Source organism: Streptomyces sp. Y7, assembly GCF_043195415.1.
Classification (GTDB): Bacteria; Actinomycetota; Actinomycetes; order Streptomycetales; family Streptomycetaceae; genus Streptomyces.
The window spans coordinates 65,498-87,324 of sequence record NZ_JBIDDQ010000026.1; the positions used below are offsets into that span (position 1 = coordinate 65,498).

Here is a 21,827-nt window from a genome sequence, read left to right on the forward strand (position 1 = left end):
ACCAGAACTGGACATCAAAGAGTCTTCCTGTGGCTTGGCAGCAGACTGACACCACGACGCAGGTCCGTTGGTGCGTTCAGAGCGAGGTGGTGTTGACGCGCCAAGCGGGTCAACACACTGACCGGAGTCCCTCGGAACTCACGAGGATGCAGCAAGACACCCTTCAGGCGACGGCCGTCAGGCGTGCGCTCCAGAGTGACGAAGTGATAGATCGTTGTACGCCAACCGAACTGCTGTTGCTCGATCTCACTGCTGAGCCGGGCGAACTCCTTCTCCAAGGAAGCCTCGTGCTTGGTCGCGTTGTGTGAGAGACGGAGTATCAACTTGCCAGGTGAGAGGAACCGGGCGGGGGCGTTGAGGACCCGCATCAGATCATCCTCGTGGCCGTCTCCGAAGACGACCATCAGCAGCAAGACGAGTTTGGCAAGGAATTCCACTGGAATAAGGATCCACTGCAGCACGAACCACAGCAGAAGTCCCAGCCTTGAAGGGAACGGAAGAACCGGGTCGGAGGGCGGCGTGACTGCCATGCCTATCCTCCCGTGACGCTGTCGTAAATGCCGCTGACAGTGCCCGGCACCTGCATCGCGAGCTGAGGGCCCTTCGACCACCAGGACGTCGGGTCCAGGGTTCCATCGGCTCGTATCGCTGCTTGCAGGGAATCAAGGTTCCTGAGCCCTGGAGTGTTGGCGACGATGGTGTTCAGGTTGGACTCACCGATCGAGGCTCCCAAGTTCTTGGCCACCGAATTCTCCCAAGCGAGCTTCACCTTGTTCGCGGCACCTTCAGCCTTGAAGACCTGGCCCTCAGCCTCGCTGAGGATTCGGTTGCCCGCTCGGCCGAAGTCCTCCGCCGTTGCGACTCCGTCGTCCACGAGCTTGCCCAGCCGAGCGGCCCTTGCCGCGCCGTCGACCGAGGTCACCAGCTCTCCCGCCTTCTCCGCGCGTACCACGACCTTTGCTGTGCCGGTGATGGCCGTCTTGGCGAAACCGAAGCCAGGAACGGTGCCGAGGGCGTCGCCCGCCAGGTCCATGAGCCCGATGTCGGCTCCACCGATCTTGGCCGCACCGTGGCTCAGGAGCGCCCCTGCCGAAAAGCCCGCACTCGCCAGCGCTAGCGCCCCGGACAGCGGGGGACACCAGAGAGTCAGCAGTGCCAGGACGCCGAGGACGGCCGAGATATTGCTCAGCCAGTCGCCGATCGTCTTCAACAGGTCCTTGTGCCGGGCACACCACTCCTGGATGCTGTGCCCCAACTTCTTGAGCCCGTCGGTCAGACGATCCCAGAGCCCCGGGTCGGGCGCCTTCTCGGTCGCCTTGCGCAGGAGACTCGCGACCCCACGGGCTTCGGCCTGGTGCTCCTCCAGCAGCCGCTCGGCCTGCTTGATGATGTCCTCGAGCTCACGCTCGGCTTGGTCGAGTCGTGCTGAGGCCGCCGACAGTTCGCCGTCGGCGTGCTGCAGCCGAGCGTTCGCCGCGTCGATCTTCGCCTGGGCGTCCTGCAGAGCGGGTCCGGTGAAGAACTGGCCGCTCAGGCGGAACGCAGGATCGGAGGCCGCCTGGTTGTAACGGCTCGTCGAGGCGTCCTTGGTCTTCTCCGCGGAGGCGACTTGGCCCTTGGCCGTTTTGGCCTGAGCCTCGTACGTACGGGCCGTGCTCTGGTAGTCGGCCAAAGCCACGCGCCATTTCGTCAGCTCCGACGACGCCGTACTCATCGCCTCGTGGCTGTCCTTAAGGTAGCGGGGCAGTTCCCCGACCTTCTTGGAAAACGCGGAGGCGGCGTCACCTGCCCAAGTGACGTTTCCGGTGAGCCGCTTGATGCTGTTCTGTGCGTTGTCGAGCGCTCCGGCCGCTTTCCTGGTGCGCGCGGCGAGGGAGTCCACGTTGCCGGGATTACCCGGCGCAGGGTCGAAGCCGAGCGCGGGGTAGGACTCGCTGCTCACTGAGCGCCGCCCTTCCCGGCGAAGCCGTCACGCAGGGCCGCCTCGACTTCCCGGTAGGTGTCGCGGGTCTGCTTCAGACCATCCTCGATGGCCTGAGTACCCTCGGCGATCTTCGTGATCGCGTCGTCCCAGCTGTCGTGGAACTCGTCACAGGCGTTGTCGAGTTCCTTGCTGCCCGTGGTCTTCGGGCCGGTGTCACGGAGTGCGTTCAGCGCCGCACGCATCTCGTCCTGGCTCCGGTGAAGTTCCCGGACCAACGTGTCCAGCTCGGATATGTCTACCTTGAAGCCCGCTCCCATGGCGCCGCATCCCCCTGTCTCCCGCTCACGTGGGCATTTGCCTGGTGCAACAAGATATCCAGCGGCGATCGGAGCCCCGGGAACAGGGGGCTCCCTGTTCGCGGAACCTTCACTGTCCCCATCCGCGCTCACCAGCAGCATCCCGCTCAAGCCGCCCGGAGAGCCCCCCCTCGATGCCATCCCGGCCGCACCGTGAGCAGGGCGGCAGGCGTGGCGGTAGATGTGTGCCGTGTGGATCTCTCTCATCAGATCCAGCCGGCGCCTCGGGTTCGGAGTGCGGCTCCTCGCCGTAGGCGAGTGCGAAACAGCACCTGAGGTACCGGAGTGACCTGCCTCTCGGCCGTACGAACTCCAGTGGGTGGCCCGTCGGAGCGGCGTCCTAGGAGGTAGGTCTACTGCACGGCGACGCATGCCCCGTCTGACGCCCGGCGGTCACTCCGTGATGCCGTGATGAAATGGGTCACGGTGGTCGGCACTCGGTCGACCCACAAGTACCGGACCGATGAGGGGACTTATGAGCGGGGGATTCGATGTCGAGGGCGACGCCTTGCGTAAGTACGCGAAGGCGGTGGAAGCCGCAGCCGGCCGGATCGACGGTATCCGGACACGTACACAACAATTGGAGCTCACACAGGACACCTTCGGAAAGCTGCCCGAATCGGACAACCTGAAGGCTGACTACGACACTCAGCGCAAGGAGTCCGGCGAGGACCTCGCCTCCGCCGTTGACACGCTGTACGCCATAGCCGACGCGCTCAAGGATTCTGCGGCCGCCTACGACGGCACGGAGATGGACAACAGCGGCATGATGGGCGGCGGCAACTGATGGGCGCGGGACAGACGGCGGGCGATGCCCTGAGTCGAATCAACTTCACCCTGGACTGGAGCAACCCGCTCGCCGGCGTTCTCGATGAGATCGTCCGCGGCATCATCAAGCAGTTCAACCTGGACGAACTCCTGGAGCAGGTCAGCGGGGACAACGAACTCCTCGCCGAGACCGCGATCAAATACCGCAAGGCCGCCAACGACCTACGTGGTGTGGTGGAGGACCTGGTAGTCGATCGCCGCACGCTCGCCGTTCGCTGGCAGGGCGAGGCGTTCACCAAGTTCGACACCATGATGACCGAGTTCGAGGAAGCCCTTATGGGCGAAGCCGCGGACATGGACACCACGGCCGAGCTGCTCGAGATGGCGGCCCAGGAATGCGCAGCCGCCGAACAGCTGATGCTTGACCTGATCGTCGAGATCGTGGAGACGGTGATCGCGGCTGCCGCGACCACTGCGATTCTTTCGCTTCTGACGGCAGGCGCCGCGGCGGCCATCGGTCCGCTCATCGCGGCGGCAGGGGTCGCCCACAGGGCTGCGAAGGCTGTGAGGATCACCGCGAAGTTGGCGGACGCCCTGGCGGACATCGCCAAGCGCATGCAGTTGCTGCGCAAGATGGCGAAGGCTCGGACTCTGCTGCGTAAGGGACCCAAGCACTTCAGCGGTGGCCTGAAGCGCTACATCAAGAAGGTCGATGAGCGCGGCAATCCCATACCTGAGCGCAATATCAACGACCTGGCCATGTACGCGGGCTACAGGGTCGTGAAGAAGGGCGTGAAGGGGGTGGTCAAGGATGTCATCGGCGCGGACCCGGCCGGGGCGGTTCAGGGGAGTCTGCTCGAGGACGGGCCGGGGGTGGCGGAGGAGCGTTACGAATACCATCAGCGTCCCGAGTCACGGAGTCTCGACGAGCGTACGGACGTGACTCCTTCGAGTGCGGCAAGGACAGTGAGGGACGATTTCGGGTGAGCAGAATGGATCAGGCGGACTTCGTTCGTGACACGGTTGAGCGCGCGAGGGCAGCGGTGCCGGCGGGTGAGGTGCTGCGTGCCGATCACGGGCTCGGTTTGGCCGTGCGTGCTCCTTCGCCCGGCTATTTTCGTCGCCCGCGTGTTCTGCTGTCCGAGCGTCGTGCGCTCGGTGGCTGGTTGCTGATGCCGTTCGCCTGGCTCTTGAGACTTCTCACGGCCACCCTGAATCCGATCGAACGGCTGGTCGAAGCGTTTACGGAGCGTGAGAAGAAGCAGGGCAAGCCGTTTCGCGGCGGCTGGAACAGCATGGCCGGCCATCTGGCGCGCGGGCTGGTGCCTCGGACGAAGAACCTGGCAAACCCTGCACTCGTCGTCATGCAGGTGACCGACCGTCGCCTGCAGATCGTGTACGTGTCCCGCGTGCGCACCTTCACAGGCCAGCCAGGTCCGGTTGAAGCGGGGTGGGCCACGGATATTCGAAATGTGGCCTGGATCCGCGATCGGAGAGACGTGGTGGGCGGTGACCACGAGATCGGGTTCGTCGATGGCTCGTGGTGCTCGGTCCACTTCTCGGGCAAGGGCTGGAGCGGGGTGTCGGACGTGTTTCCGGTGCGGCTGAGCCACCTCGACCCGGTTCCGCACCCGGCCTGACAAACCTGTCGCCTGTCGGCGGCCTCGGCCTGTCGACGCGTATCCCAAATGCGCATGAGGAGGCGCCTGTCGCCGGTAGCTGTGTGCGGCTGCCGCGCGACGGGCCGTCTCCGGCAGGGCGCGCGAACCATGGGTCTTCAGAGCCCATGACCAATTCCCCCGTAGCGTTGTGAAACCCGTCGCAGGCGTTGTCGAGCGGCTGCAGCCAGCGTCCCCTGTTGCGTAGCAGGGCGAGCCCTCCTGCTTCGCACAAGCTATCCAGCAGATGAGTGGCCCGCGTTGGGACCCGATTGTTCACGAAACCTCCGCTGATCTTCCGCTATCAGGTCCTGGTGCTCGCATTGTGGAGAAGCAGCGGTCCGGGGCCGTGAGGCCCAACGGGGCCGTGCCGAGGTCGATGTGGACCGCAGAGACTCGCAGTTCTGTCTCACGCTCGCTCCTCGGCGCTGTGGCCAGATGGCTGCACTTGTGCGGTCGCCGTGTGCCGTATCCTCGCCGGGCACGACGCGGCGAGCCGAGAGCTGAGCGTTGCTTCAGCTAAGGCGACGCCGCTCGCATTTCAAACTGGTCCTCTTGGGGGAGTGGGAACACATGTCGTACCCGCCGCCTGGCAACCCGGGCAGCGCGAATCCGTATGCTCAACAGCCGCCGATGCCGGCCGTACCACCGCCTGGCACAGCCGTTCCGCCCTTCGCACCAGCGCCTTGGCCGCCGCAGAGCCCGCAGCAACCATGTCTGACTGGAAGGGAGCGAGCGTGCTGCTGTGCGATGCCTCGGCGGTGATCGCCGCGTACCTGAGGGTTGGAGTGCGAGAGCGAGGTCCGCGCGGGGCTGGCCGCCATCGTGGGGCTCGCCCTCACCATGCTGCCGTGATGTTCGAACTGGCTTCGCTGGGGGGCACCGTGCCACCGTGCCGGGTTGGGTGCCGTCGTCCGCCCGGGGGGTGACAACCCAAGGGCGATCACATCTGACGGCGCCTGCTGCCGATGAGGTACGCGAGACCCCAGGCAGCCGCCGCGGCGAGCAGCAGGCCGAGCGGTGAGAACCAGTCGACCCCGCCCTCCATCTCGTTGTTCCACCAGGCCTTGGCCGGGATGAACGGGTCGGCCTGCATCATGTCCCCGATGGCGGCGGGCGACTGGCCGTCGGCGATGATCAGCGGGACGGCGTTGGTGAAGCCGAAGAAGGCGCCGGCGGCGGCGATCACGGCGCCACTGACGTGGGCGCCCGTGTTGCGGTGGCCCACCAGGCCGATCAGGCAGCCGACGACCCCGCCGTTGATCAGCGCGTGGACCAGGTACATGGTGTTGGCCTGGGTGACCGTCAGATCCTCGTACGTGGCCAGGATGAGACCGCTGTAGAGCAGCGAGACGACGACCGAAGCGAAGAATCCGAGGAAGACCGCCCCTACGGGATGACCGCTTGCGTTCGGCCGCTGCCCGTAGGGCGCCTGGAACGGCGGGGCGGGCTGCATCGGGTACATCGGTTGCCCCGGCTGTGGCTGTCCTGGGGCAGGGGGCATTCCGGCATGCATCGGAGGCTGGCCGGGGACCGGTGGCGGCCCTGCATGCATCGGAGCCTGCCCGGGAACCGGTGGCGGGCCGAACCCCGGTGCCTGATGGGGCGAAGTCGGTTGCATGTACGGGTTGTTCGGGGCCTGCGGGGGCTGGGGAGGCTGCGGTGGCGGCTGGAACGGCGGCTGGCTCATCGGATCCCCACGGAGTGAACAAATAAGAACAGTAAGTTATCAGTGAGATCCGGAGAGGGCCGTTGTGGGAGGAGTGGGGGGTGTGAAGGGCTCGGAGGAGCTGAACCCGTTTGAGGGGCGCGGGGTACTCGAACGCGCGCGGCCGCGTGGAGTGGAGGCGCGTAGGCACCTCGGCGCATACGCGCGGTGAGGCAGCGGTCCCCTGCACCGCTGCCTCAGTGGTTTAGCACTCCTTGACGACCGCGAGCTTGTTGTCCGGCCGGCTGACGTAGATGTTGACGGGTCCGGACGTACGTTCACATGTCGGGTTGAGCTACTCCGTGAAGGTGCCGGTCTGCCGGTCGACGACGGCGGCTCCGGCGGTGCCGCCGTCGGCCACCTGGACGGACGCAGCGGCCACGTGTGCGGGCTGCGCGGCCCGGGTGTCGGCGGAGGCGGACCCCGCCACGCCGCCGACGGGCAGCGGCGTGGCGGTGGTTGTGAGAAGCCGACGCGTCACTGGTAGTGCTCCCTGAGGTGGAGCGAGTTGATCGGCGTGAGGTCGACGTACCAGCCCTCCTGCGGGGGGATGGACTCGTGGCAGTCCGTGTTGATGGACTTGCACAGCTCCACGAGGGCTCCGTCGTACTGGTTGTTGAACACCCAGTGGTTGCCGTACTGGTTGTAGATCGGGTGGAAGCCGTACGAGTAGAAGATGTGGCTCGGGTGCGGGTTGTCCACCGGCACGGTGTTCTGCGGGTAGATGCAGACGGCGCCGTACGGGCAACCGTCCCATGTGCCGCCGTCGGCCTGGGCCTGGCTGGTGCCGGTCAGGACGGCGGCGGTGGCGAGGGCGAATGCGGCGGCGCCGCGGAGAAGTCTGCGCATGATCGTGCCTTTCACGAGGGATGAGAGGGAGCCGGGGAACGCGACGCGGATCCGGGGTCTGCCGGGTCGGTCCACCACTAGGCGGAGCAAGTCACCCGGCCCTCCGAGAACAGCGAGCCGCAACCCCGGAACTGGCACTGCGGATCGATGCTGGAGCGCCGGTCGGCGTGGTCAGGCTCTGCAAGGCGGGTCGGAGGGTGAAGGGGACGCACTGGAGCCAGGGCGCGGCGACGTGGCTGTCAGCCCTGCCGTCCGCACGCCAGACCAGCCAGACGTGGCGTTCGTGGAACGGAACAGGCGCATGATTGCCGTCCTTCTGGCAGTGGAGGGCGCCCCGTGACGCGCATGGCGCGCGCGGGGCCTGGGGACGAGTCGAACCCTAGAGAAAGGAGCGGTGTGGGCGGTCCTGACACATGTCAGGGTCAGATGGGTGAGCGCCCTAGAGGCGGGGGCTGGTCACCACGTCGGGGTGGGCCATGGCGAGCCAGCCGTGCTCGTGTGCACCGGACGCGGGCATGCGGCTGGGGTCGACGGGAGGAGGTCGGCTGCCGACAGGGCGTGCGGAACACCTTCGCCGCGTACTGTCCGCCTCGCTCCCGTCTGAGTCGCCCGGACTCCACCTCGTACGGTGTGACGTCCGCGCTGCTCCACGACTTACCGGATCGGCGGTCCGTCAGATTCGGTCTTCGAAGTTGTAGTCCTCGAAGACCCTCTGCCAGCCCTGTGTTTGGAAGGCATGGGGGTCGATGAGGTGCAGCCAGTGACGTACGTCCGACTCCGTGTCCTCGATCGACCAGTCGGAGGAGTGCCACCAGTAGTAGAGCCGGACCATGGCGACGAACTGGGCGAGGCTGCTTCCGGCCGGCGCGTCGTCGATACCTGACGAACCGTCCTGCAGCACTCTCCCGTCGCGACCGTCGAGGAGGAGGCGCGCGCCTTGCCAGTTGCCGAGGGAGAAGTACGTGGATTCCGGTTCGGCCAGCATGCCGGCGGGCTCGGCAACCGGGCACAGGCCCGTGTCCGCGAGACCGGTGGTGTCGAGTTCGAGGAAGCCGGTGACACAGGGGAAGCCAACTGTGGAGAGGAACTCGCGCGCGTCGATGTCGGAGAGGGCGGACGGCAGGGTCTCCTGCGGGAAACGGTTGACCGTCGCAGTTCCCCAGACCTCCGTCAGCCAATCGGTCGTGGGAGCCAGGGCCGCGGCCGGCAATTCCGCCGGAGCGAGCCTCGTGCCGGTGCCCACCAGACGCTTGAGGAGGCCTGATGGGGCCTCCTGTCCGGCGCTCTGGTTGCTCTCGACCACGCACACCCCCTCGGTCGAGGCCAGAGCCATGAAACGGCCCGAGCGCACGCCTCGACGGATGTACTCGGGCATGCGGGGCAGATCCACTTCGCCGTCTGCGGCTCCGGCAGGGCGCCATCCCTGAGGCCCTTGATCCGCCTGCGTAGTGCCGGACGCGTCGGTGGCCTCGCCGGGCTCGGGTCGGGGCGCGCCCGTGGCCAGGTCCCAGGTGCCGATGTGGTCGCGGCGGGTGCGGGCTGTGACCAGGTCGCCGGTTGGGGTGCGGACGATCCGGAGGGTCCGGACAATCGGGCGCTTGACGAGTGCGTCTGCGCTGAACGTGCCGGCGCCGACGCCTTCGGCCCAGAGCGTCCGCCAGGGCAGGGCCCCGGGCCCGACCGCCGACAGGAGCCGATCGGCGGCTGCCTTCTCCGTCGGGCCGGCCTGCGTCAGGGTCAGGTGCAACAGCGCCAGCCACTCGCCCTGGGACGAAGGCCGAACGCCACGGCGCGCCAGGTAGTGGACGCGGGCCCCGGCGCTTCCCTGCGGGATGGGCCGTCCATGGAACGCGGCCTCGAACGCCTCGAAGAGCGACTCGTGGCCGACCCTGGCGACTGCCTCGCTGTCATTGAGGAATGCCTCGAACTGATCGGCTGCCGCAGCGTGCCCGGCCAGGGCGCGCGCGGCGTACCAGCGCGTCGCCTCCGAGGCGTCCGCGGCCGACAGCGCGGTGACGATGCGTGCGTGCCACGACCTGGCCTCCTCGACCGGCAGCTGCGCACGCAACTGCCGGGCCGATGCCACCTGCGAGAAGGAGACCAGCGGAGTGCCGGTCCCGTCGTCCGCCCGGTGGACCCAGTCCCCGGCCGCCGGACCGGCGAGCAGGGAGTCGAGCCGGGACTCCGGGATGTCCCGGCCGAGAGCCGAACAGAGCAGGGGCCACACGGACAGGGGAACGAAACGGTGCTCGGCCAACGCCAGCGCACGAAGGGCGGACGGCAAAGCCGCATCGTCGCCCGGCTCCGCCAAGGCGGGAGTGCCCTCGAAGCCGCCCTGCAGCGTCAGATGCCGTCCGCCCCACTCGGCGGCCCTGCCGGGAGCCTCGTCGACTTCGACCAGCAGGCGCATCCGCAGCCCGCGCCGATGCTGCTCGATCAGTGTCCGCGCCACTTGGCCGAGCACGCGCTCCGGTTCGCGCGAGGTACGCAAGCGGCCGGCCCATTGCGTGTTCGCGAGTACGACCACGGGGTCGTCGCTGATCTGGCCGGCGACGGTGGCGAAGTTGCCCTTGAACGCGTCCGTGGCGGGGATGCCAAGGGCAGTCGCCACATCCCGGGCCACCTCCTCCGCGGACCTGCCGGCGCAGTCGACGTAAGCCGCGGCCGGATGACGGCCAACGACTTCGCGCAGCAGCGCCGTCCTGCCGCTGCCCGAGCGCCCGCCGATCCACAGCCAGGCGCTGGTGTCGCGAGGCCGGTCGATCCACCGCAGCGCACGGTTCAGCGCGAGTTCCGCCGTGACTGCGTCCGAGCTCAGGGTCGTACTCATGCGTCAGGTCGTTCCTACCGTCAGGTCTTCTTCACGCGCGGCTTTGGCGCGGGCAACGCGTAAGGCTGGGACTGGTCAGTCGGTGATTCGCAGTGCGGCGGTCCAGAAAGCGGCGTCCGCGTCCGTGTCGTCGAGGTCGGGCAGCGTGTCCTTGAGGTGGTCTCTGATCGCGACGCGCTCGGTACGGCTCCCCGCCGCGGCCAGCATGCATCGGGCCACCAGGTAGTGCTGGAGCCGGTCGATGAACGCGTCCAGGCTGCCGGCGACGGGCACGGCGCTGGTGTGCTGCTCTCCGTCGTCGCCGAGTTCGCCGAGTTCGCCGAGTTCGCCGAGTTCATCGAGTTCGTCGAGTTCGTCGTTGAAGTAGGCATCGAAGTCGTCTTCCGTGCTGCTCCAGTCGTCCGCACCGAAGAGGACGACCTGCCCCGTCCCGCCGTGCAGGACCAGGTCGCCGGCAGCCCACATACCGATCTTGTAGTACGCGCCTGGGGCGGCGTCTCCCGACTGGTCGTCAGGGGCGAGCCGAGGCAGACCCACTTCGTCAAGAGCCTCGAGCCGGACTGCGGCGCCTTCGAAGGCGGGCAGCCCGACGTCCGTGAGCAGGCGACGTGCCTCGGCGTCCGTCACGCCCTCGGGCAGCAGGCTTGTGGGCAGGCGCCGTACGACGCCCGGTTCGAAGAGGTCGGGGTCGTCCGCGTCTCGGCTCCGTGCTGTCCCGTGGTGCAGTGCGGGGAGGAAACCGGAGTCGTCGAAGAGAGGCTCCCCATGCACCTTGCTGATGTGCGGACTTACGGCGTGGTCGTGGAGCTCGACCGCGAAAATGCCGTCGAGTCCGGTGCGCCCCAGCTGTGCGAGGATCTGGTCGACGACCTCCTGCGTGCCGAGCTGAGCACTGTGGTGACTACTTTCCCTTCCACGGTCACGCACCTAGTCGGTGCCCCAGGAATCCAGATCCCCGTCGAAGACGTGCTCCCAGTGGTCTGCGTCCTCGGTCGCCGAGTCGATGTCTTCCGCCCACTGCCACAGGCTGCGGCGGGCATCACCGCGCTCGGCGGGCGTAAGGAAAGGGCCGGTAAGAAATTCGTGGTAGAGGCAGAGAAGGGTGCAGAACTGTCGAAGGCTCGTGGAGAGGGTGAAAGAGCTGTATCCCGTGCTGTAATCCTGGACGACTGCACCAGTACCGCCATCGAGCAGCACGCTTCCGCCGGTCCACTCGGCCAGGGAGTAGAAAGGTCCTTCGCTCTCCGGAGGATCCGCATCATCGGGCCAGGGGACTTCCACCAGCCCCGTCTTGGCCAGGTCGACGGTGTGAACGAAGGGCAGTTGGTGGTTCAAGTAGGGCAAACCGACGCTGGTCAGGAACTGTCGACTATCCGAATCCCGCACACCTGCCGGCAGTTCGCCGTCTGACAGCACTCGGCAGGTGCCTTGCCCGAAGGAGCCCTCCAGCCAGGACCGGGTGGGAGCGTCCTGTGTCACGGCTCGGGCAGGACAGCGCCAAAGGGCGGCCTTGGTGATGGGGCCGACGAAGGGTTCGGGCAGTGCCTCCAGGTGAGGTTGTTCCCTTGAGGGGGGCCTCACGTCGACGACAAATGGGCCGGTGGGGCCTGAGATCAGCCATTCCGAATCCGACACGGCCTTGGACCTGAAGGGGCGAGACGCGTCTGGTCGCCCGTCGAAGATGTGGCGCACCGGTGGTCCGACCGCGTGGAGGCGCCAGGAATGGCTCTCCGCGAGCTCCGGAAAGTCCCGAGTCCCAAGGACGGCGTCCGACGGCTCGTCCGCAGGTGCGTCCTCGGGCTCTTCCGACCGTCCGAAAGTGCCGAACGGGCGGCACCTTGTCCAGACCGTTTTCCACGGGAGTTCGACCCCGGATTCGGCGACGATCGACCGGGCCAGCGACTCGTCTCCCCGGTTGAGTGCCGAATGATGCAGCCACGCCACCCACTCCGGGTGCGGTGCGGCCGCGAGTCCCAGTTGCTCGAGATAGTGGGCATCAATGGCAAGGCCGCCCTGGGGAATCCCGCGGGGCCAGGTCATGGCCATGCCCTGCAAAAGCCCCGTCGCCTCGAGATTCGCAAGGACCTGACCGTCGGCCAGGAGGGTCTCGAGGAGGCCCGCTCGGGCGGCGTGGAGCGCGGCTGCTCGCGCCGCATAGGCACCGGTGGGGCCGTCGCTCTCCCAGGCCGTCGCCCCGCGTCCCTTCAACGGCTCAAGCAGTGCGGAGAGCAGCATGCCGTGGTCGACGGGGCGGAGCAGTCTGATCCGCTGCCGATCCGATTCGGCCTGAAATCCGAACTCCCTGCCCGAACCGGGGACTTCAGCGATGAGCAGGCGATCCGAGAGGGACTCCGTCAGCTCGGCTAGTTCGCCGGACGAGATCTGAATGCCCAGGCATCGGCAGAGTTCCGCCCAGACAGGGAGGGAGACCGTGCGGCCCTCTGCTGCCGCCAGCGCCAGGACAGCAGGGTGCCGGGAAAGGATGTCCAGCCATTCCCCGGACCGGATCTCTTCGGTGCCCGGCGAGGTCAGGACGATGTCATTTCGTGCGGGTGCAGGCACCCACGGTTTGTCGGCGGGACGCTCGACCACGAACTGGAGGGTTGGCCGCGAGAATTGCTTCAGTGTACGGATCATGCTCTGGCTGATCAGGCCTGCGTCACTCGAGGTCACGAATTCGCCGGCCCATTGAACATTGCTGAGCAGCGCGACGCCGCCACTCCGAATACGCTGGGCGCCCGCAACGAGTGAGGGTGGAGAATCGGTGACGCCCCAGGCGCGGAGGAGGTGATGGGCGACATCATCCGCGGTCTTGCCACGGCAGTCGACGTGGACGGCTCCCGGCACTCTGGCCGCCAGTTCACCGAGCAACGCCGTCTTGCCGGAACCCGCTACACCCCGGACGGCGAGGGTTCGGTACAGGCGATGCGGTTCCGCCAGCCAGGCTTCGGCATGTTCGAGTGCCCCCTCCGGTGTCAGTTCCACTCGATTCCTCGCTTCAGCGTTCGCGTTCTGCCAAGTCTCCAAGGTATCGGATGAGTTCAGCCGTTCACTCGGCTCCCGATCCTGCTGCCGTCATCCAGGCCCGCAACCACTCGCCGCGATAGCGCACCATCTGCTCGTCGGTCATCGCCTTCACCTGCTGGCGCATGGCGATGTCCTCGGCCCTGGCTTCCTTGATAGCTTCCCTCCGGTCCGCTGGAGTGTCGTACTCGGCTTCCCTGGCCGCAGCCTCATTCCCCATGTCGCCCTTGCGATAGCCGATCCCGTACGAGATGCGAAGATCGCTCTTTCTGGGATTCTCCTGCTGCTCTTCGGGGCGATTCTCCCGAGCCTTCTTGGTACGGGCTCGAGAGTCGTCGGAATCCCGTTCCATGTCGTGACTGAGATAGTCGGAGCAGTTCGCCCCGCCGGTTCCTGTTCTATTGCCGCAGGGCTCGAATTCAGTGAACAATGACACGGCTTTGAAGCGGCCTGGTTCTTTTTCTTCGACCTTCCTCATCCATTCGCCCAGGTGAGGTTCCGAGTGGTCATGGTGATATCGATCGCTTCCCGGAATGGAGGTGTCGATGACGTAGTGAACCTGCACCTTGTCGCCGACCTTTTCGTGTACCTCCAGCACGGCATAGTTCTTGCCAGACATGTCTGGTCGCATGCCGTTGTCCTTGTTGTTCTTCCAGAGCTTATCGAATTCGTCGTGCTTCGCGTCCCTGGCTTCCTTGCTGTTGTCGGCGGCCTCCTGGCTCACCGCGTATTCGCGAGCTCGTGATGCAGGGCTGGGGTTGTTGTCGTCCGGCTTCATTCGCGGTATGGAGGTATTGTCGTGCATGGAAACACCCGGAAGGGGGTTGATTCCATCATCTTCGCCCTTGGGGCGCCGGCGTTCCGGGTCGAGATTGATCGGACTGTTTCCTGCGGCCTGACTCTCATGGAATGTGTTGCTGATGCGTGCGATTCCAGCTATGACGGCCATCTTCTGATCGTTGTTCATCGTCCTGAAATCGTTGCCAAGGATTTCATTGAGGCGATCCTGGCTGATCGTCTTGTTCTCGCGCACCTCGTCGACAACACGGGCCAGCGACCCGTCTGCTGCCCAGCGGTGCGCGTTCTGCAGGACCGGCTCCAGGTCCACCTGCGACACATCATGGGTTTTACGAAGAGTCGCCTGCGATTCCTCGAGAGGCATATTCTCGTGAGTGTGGTCCTGTTTCTGCCGTTCCCCGAAATCGGCAGACCCGCGGACTTCTTCCGGGTCGAACTTCGGCAGCGACTCGCCTGCGGATTCCTCGGGTGCGCTGCCCGGAGTTGCCGGAGCCTGCCGCTCACCGTCACGTGATCCCTCTGCCGCAGGCTTGTCCGGCGACACCGGCTGCCGGTTCGAGTCCAGGGGAATCGCGAAGACCCCGTTGTTCCCGCTGTGCAGCGGCTTTGAGCTCTGCTGCCCCGTCTGGGCGTCGATGTAGGTGATCTTGCCGTTGTGGTTGACGGCGTTCCAGGCGTGGGCGCGGCCGTTGGCGTCCTGGGTGATGATGACGGCCTGGGAGCCGTGGCCGCTGTTGCGGAGGGTGTTCTCCAGGCGGTTGAAGGCGCCGCGACCGTTGCCCATGTCGCTGAAGCGGGCGCCGAGCGTGTTCTCGATGCGGTCGCGGCCGGCCTTCTCGCCGCGGTCCGACGGCGTCCCGTCCGGGTTGGGGTCGGGGGTGCGGGCGCCGGCTGCCGTGGGATTGCCGGCGTACGTGTCGACGGTGGACAGGGCCACGTCGGCGCAGTTGTTGTTGCGGCCGGGGCTGTCGGCACCGTCGCCGTTGATGTTCCGGACCCAGGGGCCGTCCGTCGGGTCCGGCGGCCGGGTGGGGTCGCCGTTCTCGTCCCGGGGGACCGAGTTCTCCAGCGACTGCTGCTCGGCGGGGGTGGGGTGGGTGACGCCGCCGGGAGGGGTGGTGTCGCGGGTGGCGGTGGCCGGGAGCGGGTCAGGGTGCGAAGGGTCCTGCGGGGATCCGTCGGCGGATTCTTCGTGGGTCGTGCGGTCCGGGTCGTTGGAATCGGCGGCGTCGGGATCCTTGGCCTCGGATGCGTCCGGGTCGGTGGACGGCGGACCGGAATCCGGGTCGGTGGGCGGATTGGAGTCCGGGTCACCGGTCTGCGTGGTGTCCGGGCTCTGAGGCTGCGTGGTGTCCGGGCTCTGAGGGTGCGTGGTGTCCGGGTTCTGGGACTGGGTGGGGTCGGGAGCCTTGGGCTGAGCCGTTTCCGCGTTCTCGGGCTCGGCGGGGTCCGAGTCCTTGGTCTGGGAGGTCTGGGAGGTCTGGGAGGGCTCCGGGTCCGCGGGCTTGGTGGAGTCCGGGCTTTCAGACTGGGCGGTGTCCGGGCTCTCGGACTTAGTGGCGTCCGAGTGGTCGGAAGGGTTGTCGTCCGTTGCTTCGGTTGACGGGTCCGACTCGTTGGCCTGCTGGTTCTCGTTCTGGTGCTGGCTCGTGTCGGGGGAGTCGGGGGTTTCTTGCTGTGTGGTGTCGGGCCCGTGCTCGGAGGTCTGCGGGTCCTGCTGTGCGGTCTCGGGGTCCGGCTTCGAGTCGTCGGAACTCTGGCTCGAGTTGTCGTCCGGTTCCTGCTGGGAGGCGTCCGCCCCGTCCTGGGAGGCGTCGGTCCCTTCCTGGGAGGTGTCGGTCCCGTCCTGATTGGCGTCGGTCCCGTCCTGAGCGGTGTCCGTTCCCTTCTGAGTGGTGTCCGCCCCCTGGTTGGAGTCCGTTGCATCCGGCTGGCTCAGGTCGATCGGGTTGCGGTTGGCGTCCAGGGGGATGTGCCAGACGTGTTCCGCCTGGTCCAGGTGGAGGGGCTGGTCGCTGACGTCGCCGCTCTGGGTGTCGATCCAGACGATGTTGCCGTCGTGGTTGACGACGTTGAAGGCGTGGCCGCCCCCGCCGGGCCAGTCGACCTGGACGATGGCCGCCGAGCCGGGGCCGGACTGCTGCAGGACCGACGCGATGTTGTTGGCAGTGTCGGGGTCGCCGCCCGGGCCGGCGTACGTGTGGGACGCGCCCGTCCAACGGATCTGGTTGTCGTTGGCGTTGTCCTCGGGCGACCAGTAGTCGGGGTTGCCGTTCGCGTCGGTGTCGACGGTGCGCGGCGCCGAGACCTGCGGGTTGCCGTACCAGGTCTCCAGGAAGGAGCGGGAGCAGTCGGCGCAGTTGTTGCTGCGGCCCGGGACCGTGTTGCCGCCGTCGTTCTGCAGCTGGGACCAGGGGCCGTGCGGGTCCGGGAAGCGTTCCGGCGTGCCGTCGTCGTTGCGTGGTACGGCGTCCGCCAGAGCCTGCTGGTCCGCAGGGTCTGGCTCGGTCAGGCCGCCCGGGTAGTGGTCCAGGTCGGCACGGATGTCGTCCAGGCTGTCCTGGTTGGGGTGGTGTTGGTTGCCCGAGTCGTTGGGGGTGGCCTGGGGTGAGCCCGGGTTCTGGGGCGTGGTCGGGTCCGCGTGCGAGGGCGGCGGGGTGGTCACGACCGTGTGGATCGGGACCGGGGTCACCTGCTGCTGATCCGGGTTCTGCTGCGAGTTCTCCGGCTTGTCGGGGTGCGCAGCCGGTTGCTGCGGGGTGTTCGGTGTGTTGCCCGTGGGCTGATGCGTCGGCTTGTTGGGCGTCGGGCCCGCGCTCGGCTGGTTCGGTGTGCTCGGCGTGCCCGGTGTGCTCGGCGCGCCCTGAGTGGGGTGGTTCGTCGCCGGGCCGGGCTGGTTCGACGGGGTCGATGGGTTCGACGCGTTGGGTGTGCGGCTACTCGGCGTCGAGGGGGTGGAGTTGCTCGGCGTCCCACTGTTCGGAGTCGAGCCGCGGTCCGGCCCTGTACCCGTTGAAGTGGACGGCGTCGACTGCGCCGGGTTCGACCGGGACGGGTTCGACTGCGATGGGTTCGAATGGGACGGCGTCTGGTTCGGGGTCGTCGTCCTGGGGTCCTGCCCTGGAGAGTGCGTACGGGTGTTGCCCGACGAGTCCGGGGTGTTGCGAGGCGAGGTCCGATCGCCCGGGGTCGTGTTGCCAGGTGTGTTGTGCGGCGTGGTCCGGTCACCCGGGGTCGTGTTCCCGGGGGTGTTGCGCGGAGTCCTGCCATCACCCGGCGTCGTCGGCGTCGTACCGGGTGCGTTTCGGGGCGCGGTTCGCTCGCCCGGGGTGCTCTGCGGTGCCGTCCGGTCGCCGGGCGTCGTACCCGGGGTGCTCTGCGGTGCCGTCCGGTCGCCCGGCGTCGTGGGAGGGGTGGTGTTGCGGGGCGGGGTGCGGTCCCCTGGCGTCGTCCGGTCGCCCGGCGTCGTGCCAGGCGTGTTGGTGCGCGGCGTCGTCCGGTCGCCCGGCGTCGTGCCAGGCGTGTTCGTTCCCGGCGCGGAACGGTCGCCCGGGGTTGTGTTCCCGGCGGGGGTGCGGGGCGCGGTCCCGTCGCCCGGCGTCGTGCTTCCAGGGGTGCGCTGCGTCGGTATTCGACCGTCCGGCGTGCCCACTGGGCGGCCCCCTGGCGTACCCGGCGCACGTCCGTCCGTGGTACCCGGTGCACGCCCGTCCGCCGCACCGGGTGTTCGGCCGTCCGGCGTCCCCGTCGGCGTACGCGGCGTCGACGGCGACGTGGGGCTCGGTGTGGACGCGGGGCCGGTCCCCGTGGCGGAAGGTGAGCTCGGCGTGCCGGCGGAAGGGTTCCTCGCCGGGCCGGAGTTGGGATTCGGGCTCGTAGCGGAGGGGCTGCCGCCGGAGGCAGCCTGGCCTTGGTGCCCACCCGGAGTTGCCGCGCCTCCGGTGGACGGCGCCGTAGGTGAGGTCGGCATGGCCGAGCCCCCGTCCGTACGGCCACCTGTCCCACTCGGGGAGTGGTCGGCCGTCGGCGTCGGTGCCGCATTGGACTGCGTCGGCGTGCTCGCGGCCAGGCCGTCGATCTGCGTACCGATCGAGCCGCCCCCTGGCGAGGACGACGTACCGCCGGACGACGTGGACGCCGCAGAAGGCGTGGACTGCGGGCTGGGGGAGGACAGGCCGGACACGGGGGAGCCGCCGCCGGAGTGCGAAGGGCCGGACGTGCTCGGTGTGCTGGACGAACCGTTGGAGTCGGGGCCGTTGGACGAGGGACCGGCGGGCGAGGGGTCGTCGAAGTCCGACAGGGACGACCCCGACGGCGACTGTGTCGGCCGCGCGTACGGGGAGTCCGAGGCCGACTGATTCCCGGAATCGGATCCCGGCCCGGAACCGGATCCGGAGTCCGGGCCCGCACCGATATCGGGTGCGCCGATGTCGTTGCCGCCGGTGTCGGCGGATATGCCGTTGCCGATGTTCGTGCCGGGAATGCCGCCGTTGCTCGAACGCGAGGACGTGGAGGAGTCCGATCCCGACGAACTCGAGTCGGAGGACGACGAGTTGGAGGAGGAGTTGGACGACGAAGACGAGTCGGAGGACGACGATGATCCGGAGGACGATGAGGAGTCCGAGGTCCCCGGCCCGGAATCGCTCCCGATGTCACCCCCCGACAGCCCCGACGGCCCGTCGTACCCGTCGATCCGGCTGTCGACCGCGTGACGGGCCCGGCTGCCCGCCTTCTGCCCCAGGCTGTCGCGGACACCCTCGGCGAGGGTCTGCGGGGTCTGCTTCAGCGCGTCCAGACCCGCCTGGCCACCGGCCTTGATGGTGGCGCTGACGTCGTAGCCCTCCTGGGCGCCGAAGCCGACGTTCACGGTCTGCCGGATGAGGTCGGTGATGATCGCCTCGATCGCGGAGATCGCCGGCTCCTTCATCGCCTCGACGATCGCCTCCATCAACGCCTTTTTCAGCTCGTCGAGGAGGCGGCGCACGATCAGCCGAGTGACCTGGGTGGCGCCGAGACCGGCGACCTCGGACAGACCGAAGGTGAAGGGCGCGGCGGCATGTGCGGCCACGATCTCGATGGCCAGGGCGATCAGCTGCGCGATCACCGCCCACTTGGCGAATTCCACCAGGTAGGCGCAGGCCTCCATCACGTTCGCGATGATGAAGGCGGCTTGTGCCGCGTTCTGGAGGTAGCCGTCGCCTCCGCCGCCGTCGAACTTCTCGTACGTCTTGGTGAACTTGTCGATCGACTCCCCGGCGTTGTGCGCCAGGACCTGCCGGGCGCTGGTGTTCGCCGTGGTGTGCAGGCCGTTGACCTTCTCGCCGAACTCCCGCCACAGCGCGGCCGAGTCTCTGAGCTTGTCCTCGTCGGCCGTGGGCCATCTGTAGCCCAGCATCTCGAGAACCCACTCGAGCTCGTCCGGCAGCATCATCGACACAGCAGCTAGCACCCCCGTAAGCCAGAACGGCCGTACAACTCCCTCACCCGTCAAGGGAAATCACACAGGAGTACAGCCGCCCGCAAAGTTTACGGACTCACCAGCAGGCTGGTTCAGGGGGTTGCTGTCACAAATCCGTTGCAGGATGCCGCGGTTGTCCGGAGAAGTGGTCCATCACGTCGGCCGGACGACCGCGACCACACGGCTCAGTGCGTACGGCCCCGGGTGCGCTCCCGGTGACCCTTCACGTCGGGCCGGCCGATGTGACCCTGCGCGCGCTCGGACTCGCCGAGCCAGATGTGCGGGACATGCTGCCTGACCGCCGAGACCACCTGCTGCTGTTGGGCGGCGGGGAAGGGCAGCCGGTAGCGCAGGCCGGGCATGTCGGGGTGCAGAGGCTCCTCGTCGCGGACCAGCGTCCACAGGGCCGGATCGTCGCGGTCGATCGGGCCGACGGGGAACAGCTCCAGCGAGTAGGCCTTGCTGCCCTGTCCGAGCTTGCTCCAGAACAGGCCGACGCCGGCGAGGCTCTGCCAAGGGATGACGTTCTGGACCTGCTTGCCGGCGACCCACAGGCCCGTGTGGTCGACGAGGATCCTGTTGTGGCGGTTCGCCCAGTGGCCCATGAAGAGGAACACGCCGAGAGCGCCGAGCGCCAGCATGAACACCATGCCCGCGTAGCCGGCGATGCTCGACTCGCCCTTCTGGTTCCCGGTAGCAACCAAGGCGGCGCCGAACACACCCACCGCGCCGATCACGATGAGGACGGCGGAGCAAGGGAGACCGGTCATGGCGCCCCGGCGGCCGGTACGTATGACGACGGCGTTCGGAGAGGGAGTGGGGGTGTGCGGCGGCAACATGGTGGGTGAGCCTATCGAATCCGGGGGGACGCTCGGCGCCCTGTGGACGAGCAGCCGTCGCAGCGCACTTGCCCGATGCTTCGATCTCCCGCCACTGGCATTACGCTCCCTCGTCATGACTACGCACGATGGGGAACAGACGCTGGCGGGACGCGACGAGCGCGAGCCGGTCCGGCAAGAAGCGGATGAACTCCGCGTGCGTTTCTAGCAGCTGCCGGATCCGGGCGTCGCGCGGGCACGGTCCCAGCAGGCGCGGAGCGCCCGGACCGCCCTCATGGGCGCCGGGGCCCTGGTGGCGCTGTACAGCCTCGTCGGAATCGCGGGACGCCTCGACGGCGGCGCGGGTGCGTGGATCGCTGCATACGCCATGGGCCTCGCCTGCGCCGGTCCCGCCGTGGAGTGGGCCCGCCGCGGGCGCACCCGCTGGGCCCTGATGGCGATCATCGTCGGAGCGGTGGGCGCGACGCTGGGGAACGCGTTGCCCTGACGGGCCCGGTCAGCCGTCCCCCACCGACGCGATGAACGCGATGCTCACACCTTGGTGAAGCACAAGGAGTGGTCGAAGCGTTGTAGTGCCAGACGTAGCAGCCCAGGCCACCGACGATCGCTATGACGACGACGGCCGCCTTCACCATCCGAGGCGCGGCTCCCGGCGGACGCCGAGGACCGCGCGGCTGCTGCGGGGGCTGCGGATATCCGTACGGCTGCATGGGGGTCGGCGGGAGCGGTTCACGTCCGAAGGTGGGCGGGGCGCGTCACCCGCGCGTGACGGGAGATACTGCGGGTGTCGAGTTCGGGCAGGAGCAGCGAGGAGAAGCGACATGGCCAGGCAACCCGATAACTCACCGGACCCGCACGGCTCTTCGCAGGAGCGCGGTGTGCTGGACGAGGCCCTCGAACCGGCACAGATCCGTTCGCTGAACTCCGCTCTGCGCAAGCTGACCGAGACCGACGGCGTCAGCAAGGACATGCAGGAGGCCGCCAAGAGGATGCTCTCCGGCCGCCTCGCCCTGCGCGACGCCCTGGACGACCCCGCGGTGGCACGCGCCCTCGGCGGTGGCATGGCGTCCCTGCGCGGCCAGTGGGAGTCGCTCTCGGAGGAGGAGCGCGACCAGGTCAGGCACGGGGAGACACCGGGGAGCGGTGGCCCGTCCTCAGGGGCCGCGGAGCCGAAGGGCCCGCAGGGTCAGCCTCCCCAGGACGGGAAGAAGGGCCAGGGCGGCCGGCACAGCGGTGGTTTCTCCCTGTACTGATCCCCGTACCCGCTGCCGATCCGCGTACGGCTCACTGAGCCTGACGCTGCTTGCGGTACAGCGCGATCGCCGTCTGGGTCGGGTAGTTGGGGACGGTGACGGTCTCGCCGGTGTCCTTGGCGACCACGATCTTGCTCCCGCCGGGCGGAGCGGGCTGCGGCCGGCCGGCCGCGTCCGTGACCGGCGGGAACACCGCGTACACCAGGTACCCGATGTCGAACTCCTCGACGCGCAGCTCGGCCGGAGTGCCGTCCGGCAGCTTGGGCTGCGCGTACCGGCCGCGCACGATGGCGAGGGCCTGCTCGGCGGTGGTCGGCGGGGCCGGGTTGTCCGAAGTCACGTGCTGCGCTCCTAGTCGGCTG

The 21,827-nt window shown here is 67.9% G+C and carries 20 protein-coding genes; 8 read left to right on the top strand and 12 right to left on the bottom strand.

What is annotated here, in order from left to right; all coding sequences use genetic code 11:
• Positions 1-14 precede the first annotated feature (14 nt).
• Genes ACGFW6_RS37440 through ACGFW6_RS37450 form a run of 3 tightly spaced genes read right to left on the bottom strand, consistent with a single transcriptional unit; the run spans position 15 to position 2,166 of the window.
• Entirely contained in the window at positions 15-530 is a 516-nt protein-coding gene (locus ACGFW6_RS37440; protein WP_393520426.1) for a hypothetical protein, read from the bottom strand.
• Positions 531-532: 2 nt separating this feature from the next.
• Positions 533-1,942: a putative T7SS-secreted protein gene (locus ACGFW6_RS37445; protein WP_393520428.1), complete on the bottom strand. Its 1,410-nt coding sequence runs from the start codon at positions 1,940-1,942 to the stop codon at positions 533-535.
• Entirely contained in the window at positions 1,939-2,166 is a 228-nt protein-coding gene (locus ACGFW6_RS37450) for a hypothetical protein (protein WP_393520430.1), read from the bottom strand. The genes ACGFW6_RS37445 and ACGFW6_RS37450 overlap by 4 nt, the downstream gene beginning before the upstream one ends.
• A gap of 589 nt (positions 2,167-2,755) precedes the next feature.
• Here ACGFW6_RS37450 and ACGFW6_RS37455 point away from each other — a divergent pair.
• Genes ACGFW6_RS37455 through ACGFW6_RS37465 form a run of 3 tightly spaced genes read left to right on the top strand, consistent with a single transcriptional unit; the run spans position 2,756 to position 4,688 of the window.
• On the top strand, positions 2,756-3,067 hold the full coding sequence (locus ACGFW6_RS37455; protein ID WP_393520432.1) for a type VII secretion target: 312 nt from the start codon (positions 2,756-2,758) through the stop codon (positions 3,065-3,067).
• On the top strand, positions 3,067-4,035 hold the full coding sequence (locus ACGFW6_RS37460) for a WXG100 family type VII secretion target (protein ID WP_393520434.1): 969 nt from the start codon (positions 3,067-3,069) through the stop codon (positions 4,033-4,035). Before ACGFW6_RS37455 ends, ACGFW6_RS37460 begins: the two co-directional genes overlap by 1 nt.
• 5 nt (positions 4,036-4,040) lie before the next feature.
• Complete coding sequence (locus ACGFW6_RS37465; protein WP_393520436.1) at positions 4,041-4,688, top strand: hypothetical protein; 648 nt, start codon at positions 4,041-4,043, stop codon at positions 4,686-4,688.
• A gap of 961 nt (positions 4,689-5,649) precedes the next feature.
• On the opposite strand, the gene ACGFW6_RS37470 is transcribed toward ACGFW6_RS37465, so the two are convergent.
• The 7 genes from ACGFW6_RS37470 to ACGFW6_RS37500 form a co-directional block, all read right to left on the bottom strand.
• Complete coding sequence (locus tag ACGFW6_RS37470) at positions 5,650-6,171, bottom strand: hypothetical protein (protein WP_393520438.1); 522 nt, start codon at positions 6,169-6,171, stop codon at positions 5,650-5,652.
• Between the two features lie 538 nt (positions 6,172-6,709).
• Positions 6,710-6,895 carry a hypothetical protein gene (locus ACGFW6_RS37475; RefSeq protein ID WP_393520440.1) on the bottom strand — a complete coding sequence of 62 codons (186 nt, stop codon included), beginning with the start codon at positions 6,893-6,895 and terminating at the stop codon, positions 6,710-6,712.
• Positions 6,892-7,263, bottom strand: coding sequence for a hypothetical protein (locus tag ACGFW6_RS37480; protein ID WP_393520442.1), 372 nt, complete (start codon positions 7,261-7,263; stop codon positions 6,892-6,894). Before ACGFW6_RS37480 ends, ACGFW6_RS37475 begins: the two co-directional genes overlap by 4 nt.
• A 673-nt stretch (positions 7,264-7,936) precedes the next feature.
• Positions 7,937-10,093, bottom strand: coding sequence for an SUKH-4 family immunity protein (locus ACGFW6_RS37485; RefSeq protein WP_393520444.1), 2,157 nt, complete (start codon positions 10,091-10,093; stop codon positions 7,937-7,939).
• A 75-nt stretch (positions 10,094-10,168) separates the two neighbouring features.
• Complete coding sequence (locus ACGFW6_RS37490; protein ID WP_393520446.1) at positions 10,169-11,020, bottom strand: SUKH-4 family immunity protein; 852 nt, start codon at positions 11,018-11,020, stop codon at positions 10,169-10,171.
• Entirely contained in the window at positions 11,021-13,078 is a 2,058-nt protein-coding gene (locus tag ACGFW6_RS37495; RefSeq protein WP_393520448.1) for an SUKH-4 family immunity protein, read from the bottom strand.
• Between the two features lie 64 nt (positions 13,079-13,142).
• The gene (locus tag ACGFW6_RS37500; RefSeq protein WP_393520450.1) at positions 13,143-16,580 is read right to left on the bottom strand and encodes a toxin glutamine deamidase domain-containing protein; all 3,438 of its coding nucleotides are present in this window, start codon (positions 16,578-16,580) and stop codon (positions 13,143-13,145) included.
• A gap of 1,303 nt (positions 16,581-17,883) precedes the next feature.
• On the opposite strand from ACGFW6_RS37500, the gene ACGFW6_RS37505 reads away from it, so the two are divergent.
• The 3 genes from ACGFW6_RS37505 to ACGFW6_RS37515 all read left to right on the top strand — a co-directional run bounded on the left by ACGFW6_RS37505 (position 17,884) and on the right by ACGFW6_RS37515 (position 19,361).
• Positions 17,884-18,273 carry a hypothetical protein gene (locus ACGFW6_RS37505; protein WP_393520452.1) on the top strand — a complete coding sequence of 130 codons (390 nt, stop codon included), beginning with the start codon at positions 17,884-17,886 and terminating at the stop codon, positions 18,271-18,273.
• A 132-nt stretch (positions 18,274-18,405) separates the two neighbouring features.
• A complete protein-coding gene (locus ACGFW6_RS37510; RefSeq protein ID WP_393520454.1) occupies positions 18,406-18,627 on the top strand; it encodes a hypothetical protein in 222 nt (73 codons plus the stop codon).
• A complete protein-coding gene (locus ACGFW6_RS37515) occupies positions 18,624-19,361 on the top strand; it encodes a hypothetical protein (RefSeq protein ID WP_393520456.1) in 738 nt (245 codons plus the stop codon). Before ACGFW6_RS37510 ends, ACGFW6_RS37515 begins: the two co-directional genes overlap by 4 nt.
• A gap of 197 nt (positions 19,362-19,558) precedes the next feature.
• Here ACGFW6_RS37515 and ACGFW6_RS37520 read toward each other — a convergent pair whose 3' ends face one another.
• Positions 19,559-20,143, bottom strand: coding sequence for a hypothetical protein (locus tag ACGFW6_RS37520; protein WP_393520458.1), 585 nt, complete (start codon positions 20,141-20,143; stop codon positions 19,559-19,561).
• 343 nt (positions 20,144-20,486) lie between these two features.
• Between ACGFW6_RS37520 and ACGFW6_RS37525 the strand changes: the two genes are divergently transcribed.
• Together ACGFW6_RS37525 and ACGFW6_RS37530 are read left to right on the top strand one after the other, a co-directional pair.
• Positions 20,487-20,699 carry a hypothetical protein gene (locus tag ACGFW6_RS37525; RefSeq protein ID WP_393520459.1) on the top strand — a complete coding sequence of 71 codons (213 nt, stop codon included), beginning with the start codon at positions 20,487-20,489 and terminating at the stop codon, positions 20,697-20,699.
• A gap of 334 nt (positions 20,700-21,033) precedes the next feature.
• Positions 21,034-21,465, top strand: coding sequence for a hypothetical protein (locus ACGFW6_RS37530; protein ID WP_393520461.1), 432 nt, complete (start codon positions 21,034-21,036; stop codon positions 21,463-21,465).
• 31 nt (positions 21,466-21,496) lie between these two features.
• Here the strand turns inward: ACGFW6_RS37530 and ACGFW6_RS37535 are convergent, their stop codons facing one another.
• Entirely contained in the window at positions 21,497-21,805 is a 309-nt protein-coding gene (locus ACGFW6_RS37535) for a hypothetical protein (RefSeq protein WP_030949654.1), read from the bottom strand.
• Between the last annotated feature and the right edge of the window lie 22 nt (positions 21,806-21,827).